The sequence below is a fragment of the Petrotoga sp. HWHPT.55.6.3 genome (assembly GCF_002895495.1).
GTDB lineage: Bacteria > Thermotogota > Thermotogae > Petrotogales > Petrotogaceae > Petrotoga > Petrotoga mobilis.
Genome location: NZ_AZRJ01000025.1, coordinates 18,802 through 44,967, shown reverse-complemented (window position 1 = coordinate 44,967; position 26,166 = coordinate 18,802). Strand labels below are relative to the sequence as shown.

Below are 26,166 nucleotides of genomic sequence, written 5' to 3'. Positions count from 1 at the left end.
CTACACAATCATTCTTATACTTAATATGGTTATTATACACCCCAATGAAACCATCAGTACTTTTGTAGGAATCTTTTTGGTCATAAAAGCAGCCATGGGAGCTGCTATAACACCACCAACAATCAATCCTATAATCACTTGCCAATTAAACTGTGCCAATAAAGTAATGAAGGTAGCTACTTCAGAGACAGTCACAAAAAACTCTGCAGCGTTGACAGAACCAACTGTTTTTCCAGGGTGCTTGCCATCAGACACTAAAGTAGAAGTAACAATTGGTCCCCATCCTCCACCACCAATGGCATCAAAAAAGCCTCCCACTAATCCTAAGATAGAGTAATGCCTTCTTTTCGTTATTTTTTCTTTTGAAGGTTTGTTAATAGTAAATACTTTAAATAAAATTCTTAAACCCATTATCAACAAATAGATCCCGATAAAAGGTTCAATTTTGCTTCCGTCAATGTTAGATAATATATACGCTCCAGTAATTCCACCGATGATACCTGGTATCACAAGCTTTTTAAAAAGGCTTTTATCAACATTACCAAACTTAAGATGAGAGTATCCTGATATAAGGGTGGTGAAAATTTCAGCAAAATGAACAGAGGCACTTGATATCGCAGGGGCCACACCTGCAGTAAGCAAAAGAGCGTTTGAAACAGTCCCGTAAGCCATCCCTAATGCCCCATCAACCACTTGAGCCAAAAATCCAACGATTACAAAAAACCAGAAAGTCTCCATCCACTACCCCTCCTCATAACACTCTATTTAGAGTATTATACTCTGATCGGAGGGTAAAGTCAAGTTAAAATTTTAACAGTTTAAAGATCCTAAAATTAATCGATCCAAAGCTCATCCCATATAAATACTCATCAATAAATATGAAATCACAAACGCAATAATAGGTGAAACGACCCAAACAATCAGTATTCTTTTCACCGTTTTTTTATTAAAAGTATTTCTAAGTCCTTCTTTGTACACCCCCAATCCAAGTATCGCACCTACATTAAGTTGTGCCAAGGCGACTGGAATTCCACCATACACGGAAGCTAAAATCAACAAAGTTCCGGTTATCACTGAAATAGACAGGGCCCCCAACGGTCCAAATTCTATGATGTTCTTCCCCGTTGTTTCTAACACACGGGTACTAAATATAGAACCCCCGATTCCAAACCATGGAGCAATCAATAAAGTCACTATAATAAACAAAAAAGCACCATCTACAGCCTCACCCATGGTGTTGTACAACAAAGAAAAGATCGTTCCACTTGCGTTGGCTACATTGTTAGCCCCTATAGCGTATGCAACATAACAAGAACTAAAAATAACGGAATATTTAATAACGGGATGATCTTTAATCAAATTGAAGTTGATGAACGTTTTCTTCCTAATAGGCTTGTATATAAACTTTCCCAGAATAAAGGTGAACAAAAAAGAGAAAAAAGGCAAATAAAACCACGCAGGCACAATTTGGAATAAAAGTTTTTCGGTATTGATATCAGATAGATAAATTCCAATACCCATAAGGGCAAATACGGTTGATTGGCTAGTAGATTGAGGAACCCTCAAAAGGTTCGCAAGAAGAATAGAGATCCCAACAGAAATCAATAAAATCGTTGTCACAGCTAACGTGAAATAAGATTCAGGAACTATTCCAGTACCAATGGTCTGAGTTACCTTCTCCCCTGAAAATAACGCCCCCATCAACACAAAGGCGCCAAACAAACCTGGGATCAAATCTTTTCTAATCAAGTTCGCCCCATAAGAAGAGGAAAAAGCGGCTGCTATCCCGCTTCCTCCCATATTTATTGCCAAGAATATTGCTGCCAATAAAGGTATCAACGCTATATCGAACATTTTACTCCTTCCTACTTAAACCCAGATATTTTCTTCTCTATTCACAACATAAAAACCTTTTTCGTTGAGAACGCTTTCTCTATTGTACAACATTTCTGAACCATCCAACTGCCTGAATATCCCTCCAGATTCTTCGACTATGCAGTGCATAGCGGCTGTATCCCACTCGGAAGTAAGCCCAAAGCGATAATAAACATCCGCTTTACCCTCTGCTACCATACAACCCTTGAGTGAACTTCCGGCATATATCACATCACTGATAAGCTCTTTGTGCTCTTCTATAAGCTCCTTCTCCTTCTGAGAAGAGTGAGATTTACTGGCTACTATGATCAGATTGTTTGTTTTATCCGTAACTTTAAGCCTTTTCACTTCACGGCTTTCAACATCTTCTAAATATGCCCCTTCACCTCTAAAGGCATAATAAAGTTTTTTAATTGCAGGTGCATAAACAACCCCCAAAATAGGCCTTTTTTTATAACAAAGGGCTATATTAACTGTAAATTGCCCGTTTTGTTTTATAAACTCTTTGGTACCATCCAAAGGGTCAACTATAAAACAAAAGTTGTTATTTAACCTACTTTTGTCATCTTTTGACTCTTCAGAAAGAACAGCATAATTGGTAAAAACCTCTCTAAGTCTATTGACTATAATAGAATTTGACTTCTTATCTGCCTCGGTCAGAGGCGAATTATCCTCTTTTAATTCAACATCGAACTCCCTTTCATATACCTCCATTATCGCCTTCCCAGCTTCGATAACCAAAGACTTAAGATAATTCGCTTTTTCTTGATACTTCTCCATTTAATCAACCCCTAAGCTTTTTTGAAAACTTTCTTAACTTCTCTTTTTAAAGTATTTACCTCATACTCACTCATTACAAATTTAAACACCAAAAATACGAATAAAGCACTGTATACAATCCCACAAATAATAAGCCTAAGTAGATAATTAATATCCATAAAACTAGACAAAATAAAAACAGTGACAGTAGATAAGGCTAAAACTCCAAACAAAGAAATATAACTCTTGTCATACGGATGAATCTTTAAGTTCTTGTACATAAAAATGAAATTTATTATATTTTGTGTCCCTAGAGAAACTGCTGTTGCGATAGCAGCTCCGTTGACACCTAACGGCTTTATCAAAAGCAAATTTAGAGCCACATTACTAGTCATACCAATACCACTTGCAATTAAATTCAACTGAGGATGTCCTGTCATAATATTTAGCATTCCTACAGAACCAACTATTGAGTTGATAATCTGGCCAAGACACACCAAGATCAAAGCAACGGAACCTGCCATAAATTCTTCTCCTGCAAGATGCATGATGTCTTCAGAAAAAACCAGTATCATCCCGAATATCATCAGATTTATCGCGGTAATCCATTTCGTAGTTAATTTATACATATTAGATAGATCACTAATTCTGTTATCGTGAAAAAGATTGGAAATGAGGGGTGCGAAAACGGTGTTCACAGCTATCAAAGCCATACTGGAAAATGTACCAAACTGTAAGGCTATCCTGTAAATACCCACCTCAGTTGCCCCTCTCATATACCCAATCATGTACTGATCAACATTATGAGTGATGATCGATACCACACCAGTGAACAACAAAGGCAATGAGAATCTTATTAAGATAACTAACAACAATGACGATTAAACTTAAGACCCCAGATAAAAGTAAACTAAAACTTAAAATACTTCTTTTTTCTTCCTTACTAATAGTATTTCTAGACAAAAATGATACAATGCCACTTGCCATACCCAGTTTAGGAATTGCACCCTGTTTTTTCTAGAAGGCTCTTTGAATTATATTAGAATCCTTTTCCAATCATCTTACGATACTATCTTTTTATTTATAACTAAGAATGGCTTCACCAACGGCTTGAGCAAATGAAGTTCTGCCTAAAATATCATCTCTCCAAGATTCAATTGGTTGATCGGTTTCAAACATTCTCTTTTCCTCTTTTGCAAATGGAATTTTATATAACCGCTCTATCATAACACGCGACACCTTAGCTCAAATCTTAAACAATACAAAACTACTATATATAGAAAAAACACGTACGTTTAGTATGTGCATAGGTACGAACTGAGAAAAACGGGTAAAGCTCTCTTTCCTTGTGGGTGAGTTGTGGAATGAAGAAGCAAACCTCATAAAGGCCAATTGTGGGGTGCAGAGCCAAACGAAAGGGCGTTAACAAAGACTAAGCGCATTTACATCAAAACAATTAACTTTTGAAAGGTGACAGGGCGAAGCCCTACCAATAACCCTCTCACCTACTAACAACCCTTCCCTTCACTTCCTTCATCAAATCAATCCCTAAATCAAACACATATTTCACCTGTTCTCTATACACGAACATCACAACAACTAAACCCAAAACAGCAGACACAACTTGAAAAACCATATTAGGAACAAAAGCGTTTATAAAAGCAACGACCACAAAAACAAAGGTACTAATATAAAATTTACCCAAATGGTAATTCACCGGATACAGTTTTTGGGAAATATATGTACTTATTGAAAAGTAAACAATGTAAGAGAGTCCTGTGGAAAGAGCTGCACCTTTTGCACCATATACAGGAACAAGCATCAAATTCCCAAATACATTAACACCAGCAGATATAATTGCTCTTACTGTATGCCAATAGGTTTTCTTTTTAAAACTTATCCCTTGGCGAGTGACATAGTCAACAGTTCCCATAATAGGCATCAAAATCAAAAAAGAACTAATCCCAGCAGCCTGCCTATAAGAACTTTCTAAAAGCAAAAATATCACATCTTTAAACACAACTATAAGCAATCCAAACACAAACATCGCAGCTGCCATAAACACGGAGGCCTTCTCAAAAATTCCCTTACTCTGGGGATCTTTTTCATAACTTTCATAAGCAACAGGAATCCAAAACGTAGTAAACCCTGCTTGAATTAAGCTCATCACTGAAACCACTTTGAAAGCAGCAGAATACAAACCTATTTCTGTAAAATCAGAATAATTTCTTAGTGCCAACCTATCTATCGATTGAAAAAACCAAATGATTAGAGAAGTAGGAACAAAAGGAAGACCGTATCTAACAATCGCTTTTATCGATTTAAAATCAATCTTGAACTTACCAAACCACAATTCTCTTTCAAAAAAGATCGCTAATATAGCGGTAACTACATGAGAAAAAAACAAACCAACGATAACGGCATAAAAACTTCTTGAAACGAATAGGGCGTATAAAATCGTAAAAACCGCATTTGTTACTCCGTTTACTACCCTCAACGTAGAAAAAGCGATACCTCTTTTTTTCATCTGAACAGCCAAAGTGGAAAATCTCTCTAAAATACCAACTAATATAGTAACCCCCAACAAAAAAATCGGAAGAAAATGATTATAATCTCCAAAAAGAACGAAAGACAGCTCTCTCCAAAAAATACCGATTACAAAAAAAACCACAACACCTATACTCAAACTCGGCAGCAAAGAATCCCAAAGCAAATCTCTTCTCTTATCCTCAGGCTTTTCATAAAACATCCTAATAAAGCTCAGATCTGCTCCAAGAAGTGCAACGTTGAGAAGTAAATTGAAAGCGAGGGTAAACATCGACGCCTTACCAAACTCTTCTGGGATTATAAGCCAAGTGGTAATAGGGGTAGTGATGAAAGAAATCAAAGCAGCTATCCATTGACCTATTGAAAATTGAAAAAAAGATTTAATAAACTCTCTTTCTTTAGGCATTACTTCCTCCAAATTTATTTAAGACTTCGTTATAAACCTCTATTTCTCTTTCTACAATACTCCTCCACGAAAAGCCCATAGCTTTTTTTCTTAAATAACTACCATCAATCAGACTGTTGCTATAGCTAACCAAATACTGAAACTTTCTCCTGCTTGTCGAATCCCAAGTATATCTATCAAGAAGCTGAATTTCTATCTCCATTCATCCTTTGTTTTCAAGGTACCAATCTATCGTTCTTTTTATCCCTTCTTCAAACTTTGTTTCTGGTTCGTAGCCTAACTTTTTTTGTCATCATTGTTAGCGAAAATATAAATCTGAAATTAGGTAACTCATGATGAAGCAAGTGAATATGCGATTAACAATAGCATGGAAATTCTCTACTATTGAATAAAACTCTTATCCCAACTTTCTGTATAAATAGTATCTATATTTTTCGTTTTGAGCCCCATGGCATATTTTTCAACAAATTCATCGTTACCACAAATATAAAAACTATAATTATCACCCTGCACAATATTACTCATAATATCTTCAATTTCAATTCTTCTGTTTGGAAAACCTTGAATTCTTTCTTTAGTAATAAAAGGGAATATTTTAGGTTCTCTTCCAAAAAGTGTGGGTAGAAAAAATGAAATATGAACAAATGATTAAATAATCTGGTATCAGATAAGAAAACACAAAATACATAAGGAGTGATACCAGATGAGAAAAGAGCTACCCAAATTCTTTGAACAGATACTGAATATAACAGAGCCATGGTACATAGCAAAGATAGAACAACAAGGAAATACAATCAACATATATGTGGATTTCAAAAAAGGTGCAAAGTTTGAATACAACGGTAAATATTACAGCGCATACGATACGGTTCAAAGAAGTTGGAGACACTTAAACCTATTCCAATATGAAACATACATACATGCTAGGGTAGCTAGGATAAAAACAGATGATGGGACAAAGATTGTAGAGGTTCCTTGCGATCGAAAAAACTCTGGATTCACCTTGTTGTTTGAAGCTTTTATCCTCGAGTTGTACAACCACATGACGGTTGCCGAGATGGCTAAAAAGTATAATATAACCCAAAATAGATTGTGGAGAATATTAGACTTTTACGTTTCAAAGAATATGTCGGTACCTTTCAAAGCTGGAGCAAGGAAACATTTCCCAAAAGCAAAGATAATATTTGACAAATTCCATGTGCTTAATGTATTAAGTGTCCAACTTGATAAAGTGAGAGCCAGAGAGAATAAAGGGTACCATGAAATACTCAAAAGGACAAAATACTTGCTATTAAAAAATCCTAACAACCTTACCAAGAAAGATAAAACCAGACTCGATGAATTGATGGAATATCAACATCTTGACACAGTTCAAGCCTACGGATTGGTACTTGAGTTTAAAAAGATGTTCGATTACAAAAAACCTTCTTATGCAGCTAAGTATTTTTTGTTTATCTTTGTTGCCCTTGGTAAACTGAATTTAACTCCAGCTTAATTACCCAATATTTTCGTGTTGGAACCTAATTTTATTTTTATGAGTAGATTGTTTTTAAAACTCACATTAAAGATTATTTGTTCTATTATATTTAATATATTTAAATTTTATATCTTTTCAAAAATTCTTCTAAAGACGGTAAAGATTCATCTTTAGTAGATAAGATGGGATTTTTAATCCCCCAATCATACCCAAAACTATCCCATTTTACCCCAACATCATTGTCATTAGAATGTATATCTGTTGCCATATACATAGTAATTGTATAATCCCTAAGAACCTTGTAACCATGAGCACAACCTTTTGGAATATAAATAGCATTTTCATTTTCATTTAGCGTTACTTCAAAAACTTCCTTAAAAGTTTTTGAATCCTTTCTCAAATCAAGAACAACGTCTTGCACTCCACCTTGGATCACAGAAACAATTTTTTCACATGCAAATTCTCCTATTTGTAGATGCATTCCCCTTATAACCCCTTGATGAGAAAAGGTAAACCAAACTTCTTTTATCTGAGTATTTATATCTTCATTTTCCACAAAAAAAGAGTAGCTAAAAGGTTTAAATAATCTTCCACGTAAATCGGAGAAATTAGGCAAATTTTCAAAAACAAACAAACCTTCAATATTCGTCTGTATGATTCTCATTATTTTTCCCCTCCTCTACTAATTCGAGTATTCCTTCTTTTAAACTAACTTGAGGCTGCCAACCGGGTAATTTTGGATATTTAGGAAAATATTGCATTACTTCTCTTTTCCTATATGGATAGAATCCTTTATTTACTTTTATTTTCTTCCCTAGAATTGTTTGCACATCTTCTACCAATTTGTTTAGCGTCATTACTTTTGGTCCATATACAGAATAACTAGCATATTGTTCTTCAGTGCCTTGAATTAACAAGTCCATAGCTTTCAAATAAGCATTTATAACATCTTTTACATGAATATAACAAACTTCCTGTTCCCCTGGTGACATATTGAATTCTTCGTTGTTTATTATTGCCTTTAACAAGAGATTTAAAAATTTCGGTCTCGTATCACCCGGGCCGTAAGTATCTGACAATTCTAAATTTATGACCTTTATTTTTTCTGCCCGGGCATAATATATTAGGATATCTTCAAATGCTTTTTTTGTAGCGCTATATAGATTCTGTGGATTGTAAGAGCTTTCATCAATAGAGGTTGCAAAAGTAGTAGTGTTAATAAAATTTTTAATATTATGATTTTTCATAAATTCCAATAAATAAGTCCCAAAACAAATATTTGAATCTAAAAGTCTTAAAATTTCTTCAGTTTTATGACTTGATGTAAAATAAGTAGCTAAATGTATAACTATATCTATATGTTTGTCTGTTAAATTTTTCTCCAAGTCAAGGTAATTACCCGAATACTTAACCAACTGAACCTTTCCGTTAAATTCAAATGGAATGGTTTCTCTATAAATTACAGTAATATTATGACCAAGTTTCAATAAAGCCTTTATTAAGTTCCTTCCAATAAATCCTGCTCCTCCGGTAACAACTATATTCATTTTTGTATGCCCCTTTATACAAAAATTTTTGAAATTTTATCTGCAACAATTTTACCTGAAACTAGACTTTGATCACTCCATAAATAAGCCCACTGACCAAATCTTCCTACATAAAATATATTGTTGCTTTTTAAGAAGTTATGTATAGTTTTTCTTGATTCATGAATATTGTGATCGTATATTATATTCGCATATTTTTCTTTCCTAATATCTTTCACAATCACATCTTCTTTATCAAACAATCCTACATCGCTAAGTTGTTTTATGGTTTTATCTAAAATTGCTGTGTCATCCATATTTAGAGGTTTATAAGCCGAAAAGTAAGTCTCAGCTTGCAAAGAATAATAACCTTCTGGAACATTATCAGGTGATTTTAAGTGTGGAAAATATATTCGTGCTGGAAAGATGTCTTCGTCATAAAAATAAAGCCATAAGTCTTTAGTTGGTTTAATTTTTTTTAAGCCTAAAGAAACTAATGCACCTGAAGTGAAGGAAAGTTTCTGGCTGGCTTGTAAAATTTCTTGTGGAACGTTCAAACTCATCTTTATTATTTCAGGTAAAGGAATGCTTGAAACAAGGATATCATATTTTTCAGTTGTTCCATCACTTAAAAATATAATTTTATTTTTTAAATCTATTTTCACTACTTCTTTATTGAATTCAATATTATTAAAATTCCTTATATACCCGAGAAAAGATTTGTAACCACCTTTTTTTGGATATCTCATTTCAGAAGCATAGTAAACATTTGGCGTTTCTTGAGACATAGCACCGTATAAAATTTCTTCTAAGCTCGGTCTATACATTCGATTCGATATCCAATCGGTGTTCATTTTTTTAGCTTCTACCGTCCAATATTTTCTTGTATACACCTCTGGGAAATTTTCAGAAAAATAAACGCCATATGATGCCCTTAACCATTCCTGATAATTTTTGATTTTTTCGTATTTAGGTGAATTTATAAAGTCCATTATGATTTTTACTTTTTCCTTAGCGGGAAGAGGGTATAGATTGTTTTGAACAGGATGTTTTAACCAAACCCCCTTATAATAATTGGAAGACAAGGGCGGATGTTCATAATAATCTGTAGATTGTTTAAATAGGTTCATAACGTATTTGTTTTTTGTAAATGAAAAGTGAACAAACTTGTCAAACCTAAATCCATCAATTGTAAAATTATCACATAACCCACCATAACTTTCATTTCTTTCAAGAATTAAAGAATCTATTCCCTTTAATTTTAAATGATACCCTGTTGAAAGTCCACTGATGCCAGCTCCTAATATTACTACCTTTTTTCCCATTTTTATTTATTACCTCACTTGATAAGAATTTAAATAATTTTGGCTTTTTATATTACTTTATTTGCATTAATTTTGTTAGATTTTATTTTTTGTTTCTCTCTTCATTTTCAAATTCTTCTATTTGTTTTTTCGTGTACTCAAACATATCTGACATGTTTTCAAAATAATTTTTGTACCACTCTATTGTTTTTTCTATTGCTTGTATAGAGTTGTAAGTAGGTTCCCATTTTAAATAGTATCTCGCTTTACTAATATCCAACTTCAACATCATTGCCTCATGAGGCTCTTCAATATTTTTTTCTTCGATGTAACTTCCTTTTCCCCATTTTTTGATTGCTAATTTCACCACTTCTTCAACTGTTAAAATGTCTGAATCGTACGGTCCAAAATTCCATGCGCCTACAAATTGATTTTTCTCATATGTTTTCTTTGCTAATAAAAGATAACCATATAAAGGTTCAAGAACATGTTGCCATGGTCTTATAGCTCGAGGATTTCTAATCTTTATTTCTTGATTTTTGGAGAGTGCTCTTACTACATCAGGTATCAATCTATCTTTTGCCCAATCTCCCCCACCAATAACATTTCCTGCTCTTGCAGTTGATAAATTTATATTTCTTTTCTCAAAAAAACTTCTTCTATAGGAAGAACTTAAAAGTTCTACACAACCTTTACTTGAAGAGTAAGGGTCATAGCCTCCCATAGGTTCATCTTCCCTATACCCCCACACCCATTCTTTGTTTTCATAGCATTTGTCCGATGTTACATTTATTATAGTTTTTACACTGTCAACTTTTCTTATTGCCTCAAAAAGATTAAGTGTCCCAATTACATTCGTTTCATAAGTAAATTTCGGCTCTTCATACGATACCCTAACTAGCGGTTGAGCTGCCAAATGAAAAACTATCTCTGGTTGACACTCAGCTACAACTTTTTCTATTTCTAAGGAGTTTCTTATATCTCCTATATTGTGCTCAATTTTGTTTTCTAATTTTAAAATATTAAACATACTTGGATTAGTATTAGGTTCTAAAGCGAGGCCACAAACCTCTGCACCTAATTTTAATAGCCATGCAGTTAGCCAACTTCCTTTAAAACCAGTATGTCCAGTTAATAATATTTTTTTGTTTTTAAAGAAATTATCAAACACCTTTTTCCTCTCCTAATCTTTTTCTATACCATTCAATTTACCATACCTTCCACGGCGCTTCTTTTGTACTCCATAATCTTTCCAATTCGATTTTGTCTCTTAACGTATCCATCGGTTTCCAAAAGCCTTCATGCTTATACGCAAATAATTGACTTTCTTTTGTTAAGTTTTCCAAGGGTTCTCTTTCCCAGGTAGTACTATCGTCTTTAATATAATCTATTACCTGAGGTTCTAAAACAAAAAAACCTCCATTAATCCAAGCTCCGTCTCCAGCAGGTTTTTCGACAAAGCTTTCAACTTTTTTATCGTTGTTTATTCTCAACGCTCCAAAACGGCCAGAAGGTTGTACAGCTGTCATAGTTGCCAATTTTCCATGCGATTCATGGAATTTGACTAAAGAATTAATGTTTACATCTCCTACTCCATCCCCGTATGTAAGCATAAACCTTTCTCCGTTCAAATGATCTTTTATCCTTTTAATTCTACCACCAGTCATTGTATCCAGACCTGTGTCTACTAAAGTCACTTTCCAGTTTTCAGCTTTAGAATTGTGAACTTTTATTCCGCCATTGCTTAAATCAACTGTAATATCGCTCATATGCATAAAATAATTCATAAAATACTCTTTTATTACATAACCTTTGTATCCTAAGCATATGATAAAATCATTATAGCCATAGTGAGAATATATCTTCATAATATGCCATAATATAGGTTTTCCACCAATTTCTACCATGGGTTTCGGTATGTTTACTGTTTCTTCACTTAACCTTGTTCCATATCCACCTGCCAAGATTACGACTTTCATTTTATTCAACCCTCCTGTTACAATTAATTAGTATAGGATTCAGAAATCTCAGAAGTAACTTTAATTCAATTTACTATAGTTCAAACAAAAAAATGTTGGTATTTCAATTTCAAAAACTTCTTTTATTGTATCTCGATTTATTGGAAAAGGCACTTACTTACCATCTGCATAGCTTAGTACTCTATGTTGATAATAATTGAATTCTGTAAATCTCTTAACAAAATCTCGTACTTTTTTACTGTTTGTATGGAAAATATGGGGTCCCTATTTATGTACGGTTATTCCTTCTTGATTTTTGTAATCATAACAGTGACCAGTTATATGTTTGTGCTGTTCAACTATTGAGACTTTTCTACCTTTTTCAGCCAACATTCTTGCGGCTGTTGAACCTGTTAATTCTGCCCCAATAATAAAACATCACAATCCATTTAAAACAACTCAATCAGGTAATTTATTTATCTACATTTTTTGAATTAAAACTTTTGAGAAATCCTTAAAAGTTTTTATGTTACTTGAGGGATCTTGAGGACGATCAAGAAGTTTCCACAACTTATTTTTAAGGTCTTCTAGATCCGAATAAACTATACCAAAACCTTTTTGATTAATTAATTGTTCCATATAATAAGCTGAATTCTTCTCCAATAAAGGAACAACATCCGCAATTTCATATTCATAAAATCTGTTTGGAATATTGATTTGATGAAACTTGTATAAAGGATAGTTTGTTTTCTTTAATTCTTCATACATTTTTGGGTGCAGTATACCTGCATCATATCTTTTCAATTTTGAATAATCCTTAGAACCTGGATATAATTTTGAAGGTGGTTCAATAATTAATTTACCTGTTTTTGCCAAATCTAAATATGGATTATTCTTATCAACTGACTTGCTTTTTCTATTGTTAATGATGCTAAAGGTATCGAGATGAACCTTTGCACCTATCTTTATTAAGTCTTTAATTATATCTATATAATAGTGCCTATTACCAGTTTGCTTGTCAGAAGGATACCAAAATGCCCTACCAGTCAAAATAACAACATGAGGAGTATTATCAAAATACGATAACTTTTTAACTTCTAAATTTTTAACCCATTCAACGGTTTTAGAATAGCGCCAATCTGAATCCGCAAAATAAGTTTTGTTTGATAAATCCCATTGATATAACTCAGAAAAAAAGTTCAAATACTCTTCATGTGGGAAGATTAATTTATCCGAATATTCAAGCATATTTTTTTCTGATTTTGATTCTTTAAAATGGGTTACTTTATAACTTCTATATACTGGTATCTTAAAAAATTTTTTTGCTTTTTTTACTAATAAATTCGAACCATCGAATTCATTGTCTCCGATCCATACAAAATCATAATTATCATTAAAATCTTTAAAATTATAAATTTTACTGACAAGAAAGTCTGTATCAAACTTCCTATTAAATCGATTAATCACCTTTTGTAGTAAATTACGGTCAACAAAATTAAAATCAGCTTTTTGTTTCACTATATCTTCTTTGCCGAAAAATTTTGCTGCACGATGAAGGTCTTCAAAAAGTTTTTCCTCATTTTTAAATGCAACGAAAGTAACTTTCTCGATTTCATCAAGTCCTAATAAATCTAAAAATCTCGATATAGGAGGAAACGCATGGCCCAAACGCAGAATTCTCATATGAATCACATCCTCTCACTTTTAATAGCTTTAATTTATAAAAATAAATTAAGAAAAAATGGAATTAGTTTATTAAAAATATCTTTACATTCCCCCATCAAAAACTCACACTTCAAGCCTTCAAGTTTTTCCCAATCTTCAACATTCCAGTATAGTACAACGTTTGTACTTTCTATTTTTTCAACATCGTTTTCTGCTATGTGTCTAACCCTCAACTCTTTCAATATCCCTTCTATTATTTCCTTCATTTCTTTATCTTTCCCAAATAGAACGTAAGTTCTATTTCTTCCATATGTTTGTATTATTCTTTCTATGTTTTGTTTTATCAGCAATGTTATTCTATAGTATATTTTCATATACTCAATTGTCTTTTTACTCTTTTCTTTGAATCCTTCTGGGGTTAGTATGTACCTGAAACTCTTGCTGTTCAACCTTTCTAATTTAACAAACCCTTTTTTGATGAACTTTTTTAAAAGTATGTTCACCATTCCCAAGGATAACCCTGTTTTTTCTGAAAGGTCTCTTTGAGTTATATTAGAATTCTTTTCCAATTCTTCTAAAATGAGTATTTCATTATCTTGCATAATATTCAACACCTTCGTTCAATTTTTGAACAATATAAAAAGATTATAGCAACTATTTTGGTATTTGTTAAATGCTTTTGATTCTCTCACTAAAATAGTAGGTAATTGCAGCTTCCAACGACAAACAAAAAAGAATTTCTGACTAAGGATTTATACTGATTCAATTCTTTTCACCTTTCAAATTCAATCCTCCATTTGCTTGGATAAAATCATTTTCAAAATTATTTTTACCATGTATTTTATTTTAGACAAAGTTTTTCTGGATATAGCAATAATAAATGCTTGTTCTTTTAGATATCTTTTCCTAATGTAATTAAATCCATTAGAAATACATACTCTTTAATCATCTGCTCATATCTTTTTTCTACCTACACTTTTTGGAAGAGAGTTAAAATAGTTACTAAGGTGATTTTTTATATACTTAGCAAAAAATCTTTTTAAGTTAAATTTGTAATATTAAACTTTTTCAAAATAGACTTCAACTTTCCTTTGATTTTCTTTATTACCTTAGCAAATATAGTTTCTTTAGAATATTTTTTCACTGTCTGGTCAAAAGGAAATTGATCTAAATCTTGAAAAAATTTATCTCACTTGGGATTATATCTTACAGAAGTTATTGCATTAGAATTATATAAAACAGCCTTGTCCAAATCAACTTTCTTAAACATCATTTTGCTTTTTATCTTTTGAAACATTTCATGACCTTTACTGGTGTTGATTAAAATTAGTGAGGTGCCTCGATCGTCATCCATATCAGGAAGAATATTTTGAACCCCCCAGAAATCAGCAAGTGTAATATCACTTATCCTATTTATACCTTTAAATTGGCAGTTGTAACATGATGGTCTCAAAGAAAGATTTTTTAAGAAAGACACTAAATACAGATCTTTATTCAAAGGTTCTGAATACTTGAATCCGTTTTCGAAGCTAGCGCTCATCGAAAACAATTTCCAACCTTTCTCTTTACTTCTAAAAGATACACTAACCATCTTCGAACCAACGCTATTTTCCATATAGGCCACATACTTTTCCCATACTTTTGGGGAAGGTACACCGTGACAAAAAAAATCTAAAGTTAATAAGCTGTTATAATCCTTCATTAAAAAAGATTTTAATCCAGCTATTTGACAGGGGGTTCCAGAAAACAGTACTTTTCTTCCTTGCTTCAAATAATTTTTAGCTATTTTATAAGTTTCTCCAATTTTTCTCTGAACATATTTAGAACCTACAAACAAACTCAAATCTTCTAAATTATCTACAGAATCATGGATAACATTAAAATCATTATCAAATCTTGCCCCAAATACTATTCCCCCTTCAGCTATTATTTCTTCAGCTATTAAGGTGAAAATACCTCCTGATGAACTTTTTAGTCGTATCTCCTCATTTTTGTTGAAGCAAGAATAAGCTAATGGCTCATTTTTTACATTTGGTTTGTTGATAATTGGGCACACTTTGTCACAAAGGTTGCAATTAGTGCATTTATCAACCTCAACGAGAGGATACCAAAATCCTTCAATGTCGGTTTTCATTATTATACAATTTTGAGGGCATATATTTACACATGCATAACAACCCGCACATTCTTCTTTTTTGGTTATGTTTATCACTACGCTTCCCCCTAAATTGTTTTCCTTTCTATTCAATTCTCATAGCTTTTTTTAAGAAATCAAAAGATTTCTTTCTTTCCTCATTTAAAATACTGTGAACGTGTGAAAAATCCATTTCTAATAAATTTTTGTTCAAATCGATGTCTTTTTCTTCTCTATTTTTTAATTTTGTCTTTTCAAGTAGAGTTCTAATTCGAGAATACATGGAAGGCCCTCCAATTCTTTCAAAAACAAAGAAAGGTGTTTCCATAAGAATAGAAAATGCTGAACCATGATAAGAGTCAGTCAACACCAAGGAAGCAGAGTTAATGTAATCTATAAACTCAGAAGGATCAGCAGTATAAGTTTTTTTATCAGATAAATTTGCAATATTAATTATTTGTAAGTTATATTTCTCAGCAATTCTTTTTATCAAGGTTTTTCTTTCTTTTGGAATTTTCCCCCAAAAATAACAAATTAAATATTTTGATTTAGGTTTATTTTTGTGCTCCTTAGCTATTTTTATCCATTCTTCTTTATTTAACAACAACGTAGGATCTACTAAAACGGGAACATCTCTTCCAGTTAATTCTTTTATTATTCTTGCTCCTTCTTTTTCTCTAACCGAAATATAGGGAATAGAAGATAACCACTCTTTGTATTTTTGCTTTACTTCTTGCGGTATTTCAGATATTCCAAAACTGGGGGCGTAAGCGATTCTTTTTTCTTCTTCAACAAATTGCAGAAAATAATATTGTTCCCTATTTTTTATAAAGTATGGATTCCAAACTTGATCGCTTCCAGTAAAAACATAATCAAATTCGTCTGATATTTCATTTGTTTCGTAAAGCGATCTAAAATGCCTTTCTTTAATATAGTTTTGAGAAAAGTCTTTAAATCTGCGTTCTCTTTCAATTAATATATCTTTATTCGTCAAATACTTTATTTTCCAATTAATTTTGCTTGCAAAAGTTTTGGCGGTTTTTGACAAAGGTTGTGAAAAAAGTTTTTTTATATAATGTTTTGTTCGGCGGGAACTTGTAGAATTTTTTGGTATTACTAAAGTTTCCACTTCTTTGCTGTACGGTTTTAATATTTCTTGCAAAGCATAATTCTGCAATCTATTTCCATAATTAAAATAATTAGTTAAAGTGGCGATACCTATTTTTTTATGGTTACCTTCCATCTTGATCACCCCTCGTCTATATATTTCTTCTCTTGCTTATGATTCTATAAACAATGTTACTATTTGCTATTACTATTAGAAGACGGACTTTTTCCGCAAATTTATCTTTGTGTTATTCTTTCTATGTTTTGTTTTATCAACAATGTTCTTCTGTAGTATATTTTCATATACTCTATAGTCTTTTTACTCTTTTCTTTGAATCCTTCAGGGGTTAATATGTACCTGAAACTCTTGCTGTTTAACCTTTCTAATTTGACAAACCCTTTTTTGATGAACTTTTTTAAGAGTATGTTCACCATTCCTAAGGATAACCCTGTTTTTTCTGAAAGGTCTCTTTGAGTTATATTAGAATTCTTTTCTAATTCTTCTAAAATGAGTATCTCATTATCTTGCAAAATATTCAACACCTTTGTTCAATTTTTAAACAATATAAAAAAATTATACAATATTCAACTAACAAAAAGCAAATCAATTTCAAAAACATAAATACTATCTAACCATTACACTATTTCAATGACAATTAATTATGATCTATGATGCCAGGTAAATGAATACTACTGGGCACTCCTTTTTTGTAAACTTTTTGTTTAGTAAATGCAAAGGACAATTAATTCTAAAACTTCCTTTTACTCAGGATTTTTTACGTTATTCTTTGTCTGTATATTTTTTGGGAGGAACGTATATAATGTGTATCCTACTAATAGGGCTAGTTTCAAACTGAATCCAATAAATAGTAGCACCACAAAAAAACCTATATTTTTAGTAAATATGCTACGATTCTTATCCATTAATATTCTAAGTAAAGCCCATACATAAATAATAACTCCAACTATACCAAATTTAAGTAATAAATTTGCTGGAGAAGCATGGGGATTATAGAAATGTCTACTTTTAACTTCATATTCACTATATCCTCCTTTAGAGCTAGCAGTAGGATTATAATATTTGCTTTCTTCAAAATACCCGCCTATACCTGTACCTAACAAAAAATAAAAGGGGTTTTCTAAATAATAGTAATAAGTATTATAAAGTTCAAATACCCTATCTCGGGGTGAAGGGGGTAAAATATATGGATCATTAACCCATTTTAAATTAATTAAGGAAATCGCTTGGTTCATTTTTATTTGTAAAAGTTGATTTTCTTGTTGTAGGTAATTTAAAAGATTAAAAGAAAATATTATCAAAAAAGTGATTAGAACAATAAATATAGTTTTTATTATTGGGCCCCTCACCCATTTAGAATTAGATTTAAGAATGAGAAATATTATTTCGAATAAAACTATACCCAAAAATAAAATACTTTTTCCACTACTTTGGAAAATAACGCTTGAAATAATTCCTAATATCCATGAAATTAATATTATAAAGTTTTTAAGGAAACTATTATTTTTGGATAAAGCAAAAATTAAAAATATGGAAAATATATCTATTGCGTCATAAGAAAATGTAACTATTCCTCCATAGTTACCCTTCAATGACCCAGAAGAATAACCTATGAAATTTATTAAACTTCTACTTACCAAGGTATAAATAATAATATTTTCGATAATATAACTTTCTCTGTCGCCTTGAAAAACTCGAAATACATAAAGGGAAAAGAAGATAACTAAATAGTACTGTAGATCACTAATAAAATATTGAATTTTATAATCTGAAAAGATATTACCGACAATACCAATCAAAATACTACAAATAAATGTCAAATAAATAATTATTTCATATCTTTTCACATTTTTAAAGACTTCTAAAATGTGTCCTTTAATAAAGTAAAAATAAAGGAAAAAAAACATCAGAATCCATGTTGAAACAGAAATATTAAAAAAGCTGAAGGTTCTAAAAGTATATATTTGTGGGCGTAATGCGAGGTCTGCAGGAAATTCCAAAGCTGTCAAAGAAAAAATTAAAAATAAATTCCATGATTTTAAATAGTTTTTTCTTATAAAATAAATAAAAATTAAAAAAATTTGGAACAAAACAAAATAGATCCCTACTGTACTATAACCAATGGTTTCGTTTAAGATGACGCTAGAAATACATAGAACAAAAATCGTTAGTTCTGAATTCATATTTTTTAAATATATATTAATCTCCACCCTCATTTTTAATTTATCAAATTCTTTATTACAGTCAAGAAGCTATCTTCTGAATGCTCTTTTAAAAAAAGTTCCCTTTCTTTTGCAAATAATAAATTATTAATTTGTTTATATTCCTCTATAATTTGCTTGATATTTGTTTCTTTATCGATTATATGCACAACGTTAGGATATTTATCATTTAAATATTTAGAGAATTTATTTTCAAACGTAAAACATGGTTTTGAGAAGGAAAAACATTCATAGATTATATTACTTACTCTATAGTTATATTCGATTTTTAAAGGTAATAGAATAAGATTGGAACTATTAAATATTTGATTGTATTCATTTTCTTCAAAATATGGTTCTGATTTTATATTTTCTTGTTTGAAAAAAGTGTCGCTTTTTATAGTAAAAACAATGTTTCTAGGGCAATTATTTAAGATTTTATTAATATAGTTTGTATTATAATTTTTGGTAGGAATGAAAATATTAATATTGTCCAGGTCAAAATTTGAAGAAAAACTTATTTCTTCTACAAGGTGAGGAAGCACAATAATATTGTTATTTATTTTTATATCATTTAATAAATATTCTTTAAAATAACTTTCAAAAACACTATGAACTACTCTTTTTTCAATTTTTTTAAAGAAGAATTTCTTTATCAACGATGTATCGAGCTCATCTAAATTATTATGATTAAACACTGCAACTTTAGAAACAACGTTAGTTAGGGTTCTTGACTTTAAAGAAAAAGAAATCGTTTCGTAAGAAGATAATAATAACAATTCGAACTTGTCAAAGTTTTTTACTTTTTTTATAATCCAATTAATTTTTTTAAGTTCGTTAATTCTATAATTTATTATGTTATGAGATTTAAAAAAAGGCTCTGGTATTATGAAATCAGGTTGTCTAGAATCAATAAAATTTTCTCTAGCGACTATTGTTACGTCAAATACACTTGATAGAGCTTTTATATTTAGTTCATTGAATTTTTTATGTCCTTTTGGGCTGAGTAAATCAATATAAAGTATTTTTTTCATATTTAATTTCCTCTTCATTTTAGTTAATTGGAATTATTTCATTCGTTCAAAATATTTCGTAATGCCTCTACCTTTCTTGTTTTTTAAGGAATTCTTTTAAGTTATTAAACAAAGTGTTTTGAAGTTTTCTCATTTATCCAGTTTAAAAAATCATTTTCTACCTTTTCATAAAAATAATTCTCTCTTATTTTCATACATGTATTTGAGATATCGGTTATCAATTTTTTATTAGTAACAAGTTCTTTTATAAGTTTTCTCAAAGCTTTTACATCTTTGTAAGGTACAGAGAATCCAACTTCAAGTTTTTTAACATAATTTTCTAAGTAAGTGTCAGACGCTACGATTATGGGTTTACCACAAACAATAGATTCGTACAATTTATTTGGAAGGGCAAGTCTCACATTATAATTATCGGTGTTATATACTGAATAAACAACATCTGTCATGGAATAAAGCTTAGCAATATCTTTTTCGTAATTATATTCTCCATAAATCCTAATATTTGAATAATTTTTTGTTTCATCTTTCACTTTTTCAGAATCTGGTCCTCGTCCTGCAATTAATATTTCAACATTATTGATGCCTTTACATGCTTCAAAAAGAATTTTGAGGGAGGAATAATAGTTTACTGCTCCGATATAACCTATAGTTAATTTATTTTTATTAATTACTTTCTCAGGGTTGATTGCTAAATTTTGAAATACATTTTTTGACGGTAAATTTTCAAAAATAAAAATTGTATTTTCAGATAACCCCTCTTTTTTATAGTAACCTTCATAAAACCCAAGAGAAGTGAATACATAGTAATCAGCATTTTTTTTAATTAGGTTAGTTAAATAACGTTCCAAAAATTTACCTAAAAAAGGATGTTTCGAAATATGTGTATTAGCAGGAATATCGGCTATTTCAATAATAACTAAAGGTTTCTTCTCCCATTTTATTTTATTTACTATCTTTAACATCTCTACTCCAGATATATAAATTATTTCTGGTTCAAGATTATTAATTTTTTTTGCTGTTTCATTTGCTAAATAGTTATTTTGGAAAAATCTTTGGAGAAGAGAAGGATTAGAATCTGTGTGTATGCAATCAAACGACACATCTTCAATTGGCGAAAAAGAAAAGCCATTCCCAAAATCTCTTTCCCAATAAATTAAATGAGTTTCTTTACTTATTTTTTTTAAAGTCTTTATTCTTTTAATTATTCTTGGATCGGGTACATGAGAAAACAAAACTAATAACCTTTTCAATTATTTTCCCTCCTAAAAATAATTTCAATACCCCCTTTTAAAAAATCTGAAACCTGCTTTAAATAATACTTCTAGAATCAAAAAAATTTTAAAATACCTCCATCATTCTAAGTTACATACAATCTGCTTTAGCTATCCTTCGCCCAGCAGCCCGCCCCGATGGGTGGGAAGGGCTCCGCCCTGTAACACTTTTAAAATCAAAACCTTATTTTTGATAATCTTTCTATTTCTTAAGTGCCTAATAATTTCAACAGCTTCGAATTTTAAGATTATACCCTTTTTCTTACTTTCAATTTTAATAGTTAAACATTACAATGAAAAGTATAAATTAATAGTACTCTTATTGAATATTAAATACAATTGTTTTTATTCAAAAATTCAACGATTCTTTGAGATGCCTTTCCATCTCCAAATGGGTTGCTTGCTTCACTCATTTGTGCATATTTTTCTGTTTCTAGTTCTTTCATTGCCTGATACACTTTTTCTTCTTGCGTTCCTATTAATTTTGCTGTTCCTGCTTCTATTGCCTCAGGTCTTTCCGTTGTTTTTCTTAACACCAACGTTGGTTTGCCCAATGTGGGTGCTTCTTCTTGTATCCCTCCTGAATCTGTCATTATGTAATGACTTTCGTCCATTAACGCTATGAAATCTAAGTATTCAACAGGATCTATCAATATCGCTTTTTCCTCATTCCCAAGTATTTTATACACACTTTCTCTCACTATCGGATTTAAGTGAATTGGAAATACTATGTGCATTTCTTCGTTTTCGTGTAGATACCTTTTTATCGCTTTCATCACGTTTTCTATCGGTTTTCCCCAGTTCTCCCTTCTATGCATGGTTACTAAGATAAACTTTTTGTTCTTTATGTTGTACTTTTCTTTTATCTTTTCTATATCTTTGTTTTTGTTTTCTTTTACCCATAGTAATGCATCTATAACAGTGTTCCCAGTTACTACTATGTTTTTTTCTTCTATACCTTCCTTTAATAAGTTATCTTTTGCCTTTTGTGTAGAAGCAAAGTGATGCTTAGCAATTGTACCTGTTAGTCTTCTGTTCATTTCTTCTGGGAAAGGATTGTATACATCGTTTGTTCTTAAACCCGCTTCTACATGTCCAATAGGTATTTTATTGTAAAAAGCAGCGAGACTTGCTACAAAAGTGGTTGTTGTATCGCCTTGTACTAATACGTAATCGAATGGTTCGATTTTTAGTATTTTATCTATCTCTGTAATGAGTTTTGAAGTTAGTTGTGGTAGAGTTTGATTTTTTGTCATTATATTTAAGTCGTAGTCTGATTTTATTTCGAAAAGATTCAACACTTGATCGAGCATTTCTCTGTGTTGAGCGGTTGCTATTACTTTTATCTCCATATTTTCTTCTTTCATCTTTTTGTATAATGGTGCCATTTTTATTGCTTCTGGCCGTGTTCCAAATATCATCGCTGTTTTCATTTGGAGAGCTCCTTAAATTGATATTTTTTGAAAAGTTTTTAAAGTGAAATACCTAATTTTGGGCTATTGATTCTTTTTATAATGATTTATTTTCTTATCTCCCATATGCAACAACACTTTCATGTCCTTGCTCTATAAGCATTTTATGAATGTCAGCAGCGATCCTTCCTGTGCTTCCTGTTCCACAAACAGTGTTAATTTGAAGTATTCTCACTTCCATTTCTCCTTAAACCACTGGTATGTAAGTTCTAATCCTTCTTTCAATTCTATCTTATGTCTCCATCCAGTGTTATGCAATCTTGTGACATCTAAAAGCTTTCTTGGTGTTCCATCGGGTTTGGTTGTGTCGAATCTTATTTCTCCTTCGTATCCTACAACTTCTTTTATCAATTGTGCGAGTTCTTTTATCGTTAAGTCTTCTCCTGTCCCTATATTTATTGGTTCATTTCCATCGTAGTTGTTCATAAGATGTAATACAGCATCTGCCAAATCGTCTACATGCAGGAACTCCCTTCTTGGATTCCCCGTTCCCCATACTTCAACGTGTGGTTTGTTGTTTATTTTTGCTTCATGGAATTTTCTTAGTATCGCTGCTAATGCGTGGGATGTTTCCAAATCAAAGTTGTCGTTTGGACCATACAAGTTTGTTGGCATTACACTTATGAAGTTAGTCCCATATTGTTTGTTGAAGTATTGGCACATTTTTAATCCTGCTATCTTTGCTATTGCATACGCCTCGTTTGTTGGTTCTAAAGGTCCTGTGAGTAGATAATCTTCCTTTATTGGTTGTGGACATAGTTTTGGATATATACAAGAACTTCCTAGGAAAAGTAATTTTTTCACTCCGTAGTCATATGATGCTTTGATTACATTACTTTCTATCATTATGTTGATGTAAGCAAAATCTGCTGGATATGTATCGTTTGCTTTTATTCCTCCAACTTTTGCCGCAGCTAAAAATACATACTCTGGCTTTTCTTTTTGAAAGAACTCTTGTGTTTGTTGTTGGTTTGTTAAGTCTAACTCTTTGTGTGTTCTTGTTACTATATTTGTATATCCTTCATTTTTTAATTTTCTGTATATGGCTGATCCTACTAACCCTGTGTGTCCAGCTAAATATATTTTGCTGTTTTTGTTCATTAAAAAGGACCCCTTTCAAATATTTTCTACTCTTTTATCCATTCGTTTCTTTGATTTTCTTTCAAGGCAAGTTTTAAATCGTTTTCTACCATTATTTTTACAAGTTCTTTGAATTTCACTTGTGGTTCCCAGTTTAGTTTGTCTTTTGCCTTTGTTGAGTCTCCAACTAACAAATTAACTTCTGTAGGTCTGAAATATACTGGATCAACTTCTATTATTGTATCCCCTAGTTTTAGTGGTGTCTTAATATCACCAAGCACTTCTTCGAGTTTTATTTTGTCTAAACTGTCTACTATTCCTTTTTCATTACTTCCTTCGCCTTTCCATTTTATGCTAACTCCTAAATTACTAAAGGTTTCTTCACAGAATTCCCTTACACTGTGTGTTTCTCCCGTTGCTATGACATAGTCATCTGGTTCATCTTGTTGGAGCATCAACCACATGGCTTTTATGTAATCAGGTGCATAGCCCCAATCCCTTTTTGCTGATAAATTTCCTAAGTATAACTTTTGTTGTCTTCCTACAAGGATTCTTGTCGCTGCCCTTGTGATTTTCCTTGTGACGAAAGTTTCTCCTCTTCTTGGTGATTCGTGGTTAAATAGTATGCCGTTTGAGGCGTGTAATCCATAGGCTTCCCTGTAATTTATGGTTATCCAATAGGCGTATAATTTTGCAGCAGCGTATGGACTTCGAGGATAGAAAGGTGTCTTCTCTGTTTGAGGTATTTCTTGCACTTCTCCATATAATTCAGATGTACTTGCTTGATAGAATTTTGTCTTTTTTTCTAAACCTAACAGTTTAATAGCTTCAAGAATCTTTAATGTACCTAAAGCTACCGTCTCAGCCGTGTATTCTGGTGATTCAAAAGAGACCTTAACGTGACTTTGTGCAGCTAAATTGTATACTTCATCGGGTTCAACTTCTTTCATGATTCTTATCAAATTTGTAGAATCAGTTGAATCTCCATAGTGTAGGATCAATCTTCTATTTTTTTCATGAGGGTCTTGGTATATGTTATCAATTCTTTTTGTGTTGAATGAAGAAGATCTTCTTATTATCCCGTGAACTGTATATCCTTTTTCAAGTAGATATTCTGCTAAATAGCTTCCATCTTGTCCAGTTATTCCTGTGATAAGTGCGGTTTTCATGTGGGTTCCTCCAGTTCTTTGAATAATTTTTCGTATTTTTTTACGATTAATTTTAAATCATACTTTTTAGTAAAAGCCGTTTTTGCATTTTTACATAATTCATTGTACTTATCTTTATTTCTGTATAATTCTATTATTTGTTCTTTTAATTTAAGCGAGTCATATTCATTATATATTCCATATTTATCTTCTTTAATTGAAAGTTCTATTTCAGATTCTTTAGGAACCACAGCAATAATGGGTTTACCAACAGAAAGGTAAGTATATGTCTTACTTGGAACTGAGATTCCCCTTAACTCTTTTCTTAAAGAAACGTACAAAACATCTGCAGAATTTAATATTGCATAATATTCATCTTCTGGTTGATACCCCAAAATAATAACATTATTTAATTGCTTTTCGTTAATTGTTTTTTCTATATCTCTTTTTTTTCTTCCATCCCCAATTATTACAAATTTAATGTCGTCATTGTTCATTATTTTTGCAGTATTTAATAAAGTATCAAATTCTGCGGTTTCCCCTAAGTTCCCAGTATACATAATCACAAATTTGTTAAGTAAATTATGAGTTTTTCTAAAATTGTTTTTCTGAGGTAATAGTATATTATTTTTTCCCCAATTTGTTATAATTTCTATTTTTTCATCGCTAACGCCATAATTCTCTATTAAGTAATCCTTAGTATCTCTTCCCAACACAACGATTTTGTCTGAATTTTGAAAGGCATAACTATTCATGTAATGTATTAATTTACTGATAAGATTAGTATTTTTTAGTTTTCCAAGTTTTATTAAAACATCAGGATATAAATCATGCAAAAGGAAAACTGTTTTTTTATTTATTTTTTTTGCGCACTTTATAGTGATATAAGGCAAAAAAGGAGGATTGGATACACAGAAAAAAACATCACCCTTAGCTTCTTTTAATTCCTTTTTAAATTTTAGGTATAATTCAATAAAATTAAACACTCTCTGTATTAGATTATTTTTATTAGTTTTTCTGACTTTTATTCGCTTTATAAAAAGGTTTTCCAAATGTGTTTCTTCCTCGTAACTAACGTCGGGTAAGACATAAGAACGATTTTGACATAAAACATTGATTTGATATGATTCACCAATATGAAAAAACAAATCAGAAAGAACCTTTGAAGTTGAAGTTATATCAG

At 31.4% G+C, this 26,166-nt stretch carries 27 protein-coding genes; 1 reads left to right on the top strand and 26 read right to left on the bottom strand.

Annotation, left to right across the window (positions count from 1 at the left end):
• From X926_RS07730 to X926_RS10175, 8 genes are all read right to left on the bottom strand, one after another.
• Positions 1-738 (bottom strand): sulfite exporter TauE/SafE family protein, encoded by a 738-nt coding sequence (locus X926_RS07730; protein WP_103065644.1) that lies wholly within the window; start codon positions 736-738, stop codon positions 1-3.
• A 111-nt stretch (positions 739-849) separates the two neighbouring features.
• Positions 850-1,854 (bottom strand): inorganic phosphate transporter, encoded by a 1,005-nt coding sequence (locus X926_RS07725; protein ID WP_103065643.1) that lies wholly within the window; start codon positions 1,852-1,854, stop codon positions 850-852.
• A 15-nt stretch (positions 1,855-1,869) separates the two neighbouring features.
• Positions 1,870-2,655 (bottom strand): 3'(2'),5'-bisphosphate nucleotidase CysQ, encoded by a 786-nt coding sequence (gene cysQ / locus X926_RS07720; RefSeq protein ID WP_103065642.1) that lies wholly within the window; start codon positions 2,653-2,655, stop codon positions 1,870-1,872.
• Between the two features lie 11 nt (positions 2,656-2,666).
• Positions 2,667-3,506, bottom strand: a complete 840-nt coding sequence (locus X926_RS07715; protein WP_255408803.1) for a polysaccharide biosynthesis C-terminal domain-containing protein — start codon at positions 3,504-3,506, stop codon at positions 2,667-2,669.
• Between the two features lie 205 nt (positions 3,507-3,711).
• On the bottom strand, positions 3,712-3,861 hold the full coding sequence (locus tag X926_RS10180) for a hypothetical protein (protein ID WP_158245224.1): 150 nt from the start codon (positions 3,859-3,861) through the stop codon (positions 3,712-3,714).
• A 274-nt stretch (positions 3,862-4,135) separates the two neighbouring features.
• Positions 4,136-5,587, bottom strand: coding sequence for an oligosaccharide flippase family protein (locus X926_RS07710; RefSeq protein WP_103065640.1), 1,452 nt, complete (start codon positions 5,585-5,587; stop codon positions 4,136-4,138).
• Positions 5,580-5,720: a hypothetical protein gene (locus X926_RS10085; protein WP_158245223.1), complete on the bottom strand. Its 141-nt coding sequence runs from the start codon at positions 5,718-5,720 to the stop codon at positions 5,580-5,582. Before X926_RS10085 ends, X926_RS07710 begins: the two co-directional genes overlap by 8 nt.
• A gap of 248 nt (positions 5,721-5,968) precedes the next feature.
• On the bottom strand, positions 5,969-6,112 hold the full coding sequence (locus X926_RS10175; protein ID WP_158245222.1) for a hypothetical protein: 144 nt from the start codon (positions 6,110-6,112) through the stop codon (positions 5,969-5,971).
• Between the two features lie 178 nt (positions 6,113-6,290).
• On the opposite strand from X926_RS10175, the gene X926_RS07705 reads away from it, so the two are divergent.
• Positions 6,291-7,082 (top strand): transposase, encoded by a 792-nt coding sequence (locus X926_RS07705; RefSeq protein WP_103065639.1) that lies wholly within the window; start codon positions 6,291-6,293, stop codon positions 7,080-7,082.
• Positions 7,083-7,182: 100 nt separating this feature from the next.
• Here the strand turns inward: X926_RS07705 and X926_RS07700 are convergent, their stop codons facing one another.
• The 18 genes from X926_RS07700 to X926_RS07610 form a co-directional block, all read right to left on the bottom strand.
• Complete coding sequence (locus tag X926_RS07700) at positions 7,183-7,728, bottom strand: dTDP-4-dehydrorhamnose 3,5-epimerase family protein (protein WP_103065638.1); 546 nt, start codon at positions 7,726-7,728, stop codon at positions 7,183-7,185.
• A complete protein-coding gene (locus tag X926_RS07695; RefSeq protein ID WP_103065637.1) occupies positions 7,703-8,611 on the bottom strand; it encodes an NAD(P)-dependent oxidoreductase in 909 nt (302 codons plus the stop codon). The genes X926_RS07700 and X926_RS07695 overlap by 26 nt, the downstream gene beginning before the upstream one ends.
• Positions 8,612-8,625: 14 nt before the next feature.
• Positions 8,626-9,915 (bottom strand): NAD(P)/FAD-dependent oxidoreductase, encoded by a 1,290-nt coding sequence (locus X926_RS07690; protein ID WP_103065636.1) that lies wholly within the window; start codon positions 9,913-9,915, stop codon positions 8,626-8,628.
• Between the two features lie 82 nt (positions 9,916-9,997).
• Positions 9,998-11,065, bottom strand: coding sequence for a CDP-glucose 4,6-dehydratase (rfbG, locus tag X926_RS07685; RefSeq protein ID WP_103065635.1), 1,068 nt, complete (start codon positions 11,063-11,065; stop codon positions 9,998-10,000).
• Positions 11,066-11,102: 37 nt separating this feature from the next.
• Entirely contained in the window at positions 11,103-11,873 is a 771-nt protein-coding gene (rfbF, locus tag X926_RS07680) for a glucose-1-phosphate cytidylyltransferase (protein ID WP_103065634.1), read from the bottom strand.
• A gap of 264 nt (positions 11,874-12,137) precedes the next feature.
• On the bottom strand, positions 12,138-12,281 hold the full coding sequence (locus X926_RS10460; RefSeq protein ID WP_369973687.1) for an NAD(P)-binding protein: 144 nt from the start codon (positions 12,279-12,281) through the stop codon (positions 12,138-12,140).
• Between the two features lie 51 nt (positions 12,282-12,332).
• A complete protein-coding gene (locus X926_RS07670) occupies positions 12,333-13,535 on the bottom strand; it encodes a hypothetical protein (protein WP_103065633.1) in 1,203 nt (400 codons plus the stop codon).
• 35 nt (positions 13,536-13,570) lie between these two features.
• Entirely contained in the window at positions 13,571-14,119 is a 549-nt protein-coding gene (locus tag X926_RS07665) for a winged helix-turn-helix transcriptional regulator (RefSeq protein WP_103065632.1), read from the bottom strand.
• A gap of 587 nt (positions 14,120-14,706) precedes the next feature.
• Complete coding sequence (locus X926_RS07660; RefSeq protein WP_158245221.1) at positions 14,707-15,729, bottom strand: Coenzyme F420 hydrogenase/dehydrogenase, beta subunit C-terminal domain; 1,023 nt, start codon at positions 15,727-15,729, stop codon at positions 14,707-14,709.
• A 28-nt stretch (positions 15,730-15,757) separates the two neighbouring features.
• Positions 15,758-16,894 carry a polysaccharide pyruvyl transferase family protein gene (locus X926_RS07655; protein ID WP_103065631.1) on the bottom strand — a complete coding sequence of 379 codons (1,137 nt, stop codon included), beginning with the start codon at positions 16,892-16,894 and terminating at the stop codon, positions 15,758-15,760.
• Positions 16,895-16,995: 101 nt separating this feature from the next.
• Positions 16,996-17,289 (bottom strand): winged helix-turn-helix transcriptional regulator, encoded by a 294-nt coding sequence (locus tag X926_RS07650; RefSeq protein ID WP_233186711.1) that lies wholly within the window; start codon positions 17,287-17,289, stop codon positions 16,996-16,998.
• A 231-nt stretch (positions 17,290-17,520) separates the two neighbouring features.
• Positions 17,521-18,624, bottom strand: a complete 1,104-nt coding sequence (locus tag X926_RS07645) for an O-antigen ligase family protein (protein WP_158245220.1) — start codon at positions 18,622-18,624, stop codon at positions 17,521-17,523.
• A gap of 371 nt (positions 18,625-18,995) precedes the next feature.
• Complete coding sequence (locus X926_RS07640) at positions 18,996-20,012, bottom strand: hypothetical protein (RefSeq protein ID WP_103065629.1); 1,017 nt, start codon at positions 20,010-20,012, stop codon at positions 18,996-18,998.
• A 104-nt stretch (positions 20,013-20,116) separates the two neighbouring features.
• Positions 20,117-21,262 (bottom strand): glycosyltransferase, encoded by a 1,146-nt coding sequence (locus tag X926_RS07635; RefSeq protein ID WP_103065628.1) that lies wholly within the window; start codon positions 21,260-21,262, stop codon positions 20,117-20,119.
• 350 nt (positions 21,263-21,612) lie between these two features.
• Positions 21,613-22,716: a non-hydrolyzing UDP-N-acetylglucosamine 2-epimerase gene (wecB, locus tag X926_RS07630; RefSeq protein ID WP_103065627.1), complete on the bottom strand. Its 1,104-nt coding sequence runs from the start codon at positions 22,714-22,716 to the stop codon at positions 21,613-21,615.
• Between the two features lie 210 nt (positions 22,717-22,926).
• Complete coding sequence (locus X926_RS07620; RefSeq protein WP_103065626.1) at positions 22,927-23,856, bottom strand: GDP-L-fucose synthase; 930 nt, start codon at positions 23,854-23,856, stop codon at positions 22,927-22,929.
• A 26-nt stretch (positions 23,857-23,882) separates the two neighbouring features.
• Positions 23,883-25,004, bottom strand: coding sequence for a GDP-mannose 4,6-dehydratase (gene gmd, locus X926_RS07615; RefSeq protein WP_103065625.1), 1,122 nt, complete (start codon positions 25,002-25,004; stop codon positions 23,883-23,885).
• A complete protein-coding gene (locus tag X926_RS07610; RefSeq protein WP_158245219.1) occupies positions 25,001-26,035 on the bottom strand; it encodes a glycosyltransferase family 4 protein in 1,035 nt (344 codons plus the stop codon). Before X926_RS07610 ends, gmd begins: the two co-directional genes overlap by 4 nt.
• Positions 26,036-26,166 lie beyond the last annotated feature (131 nt).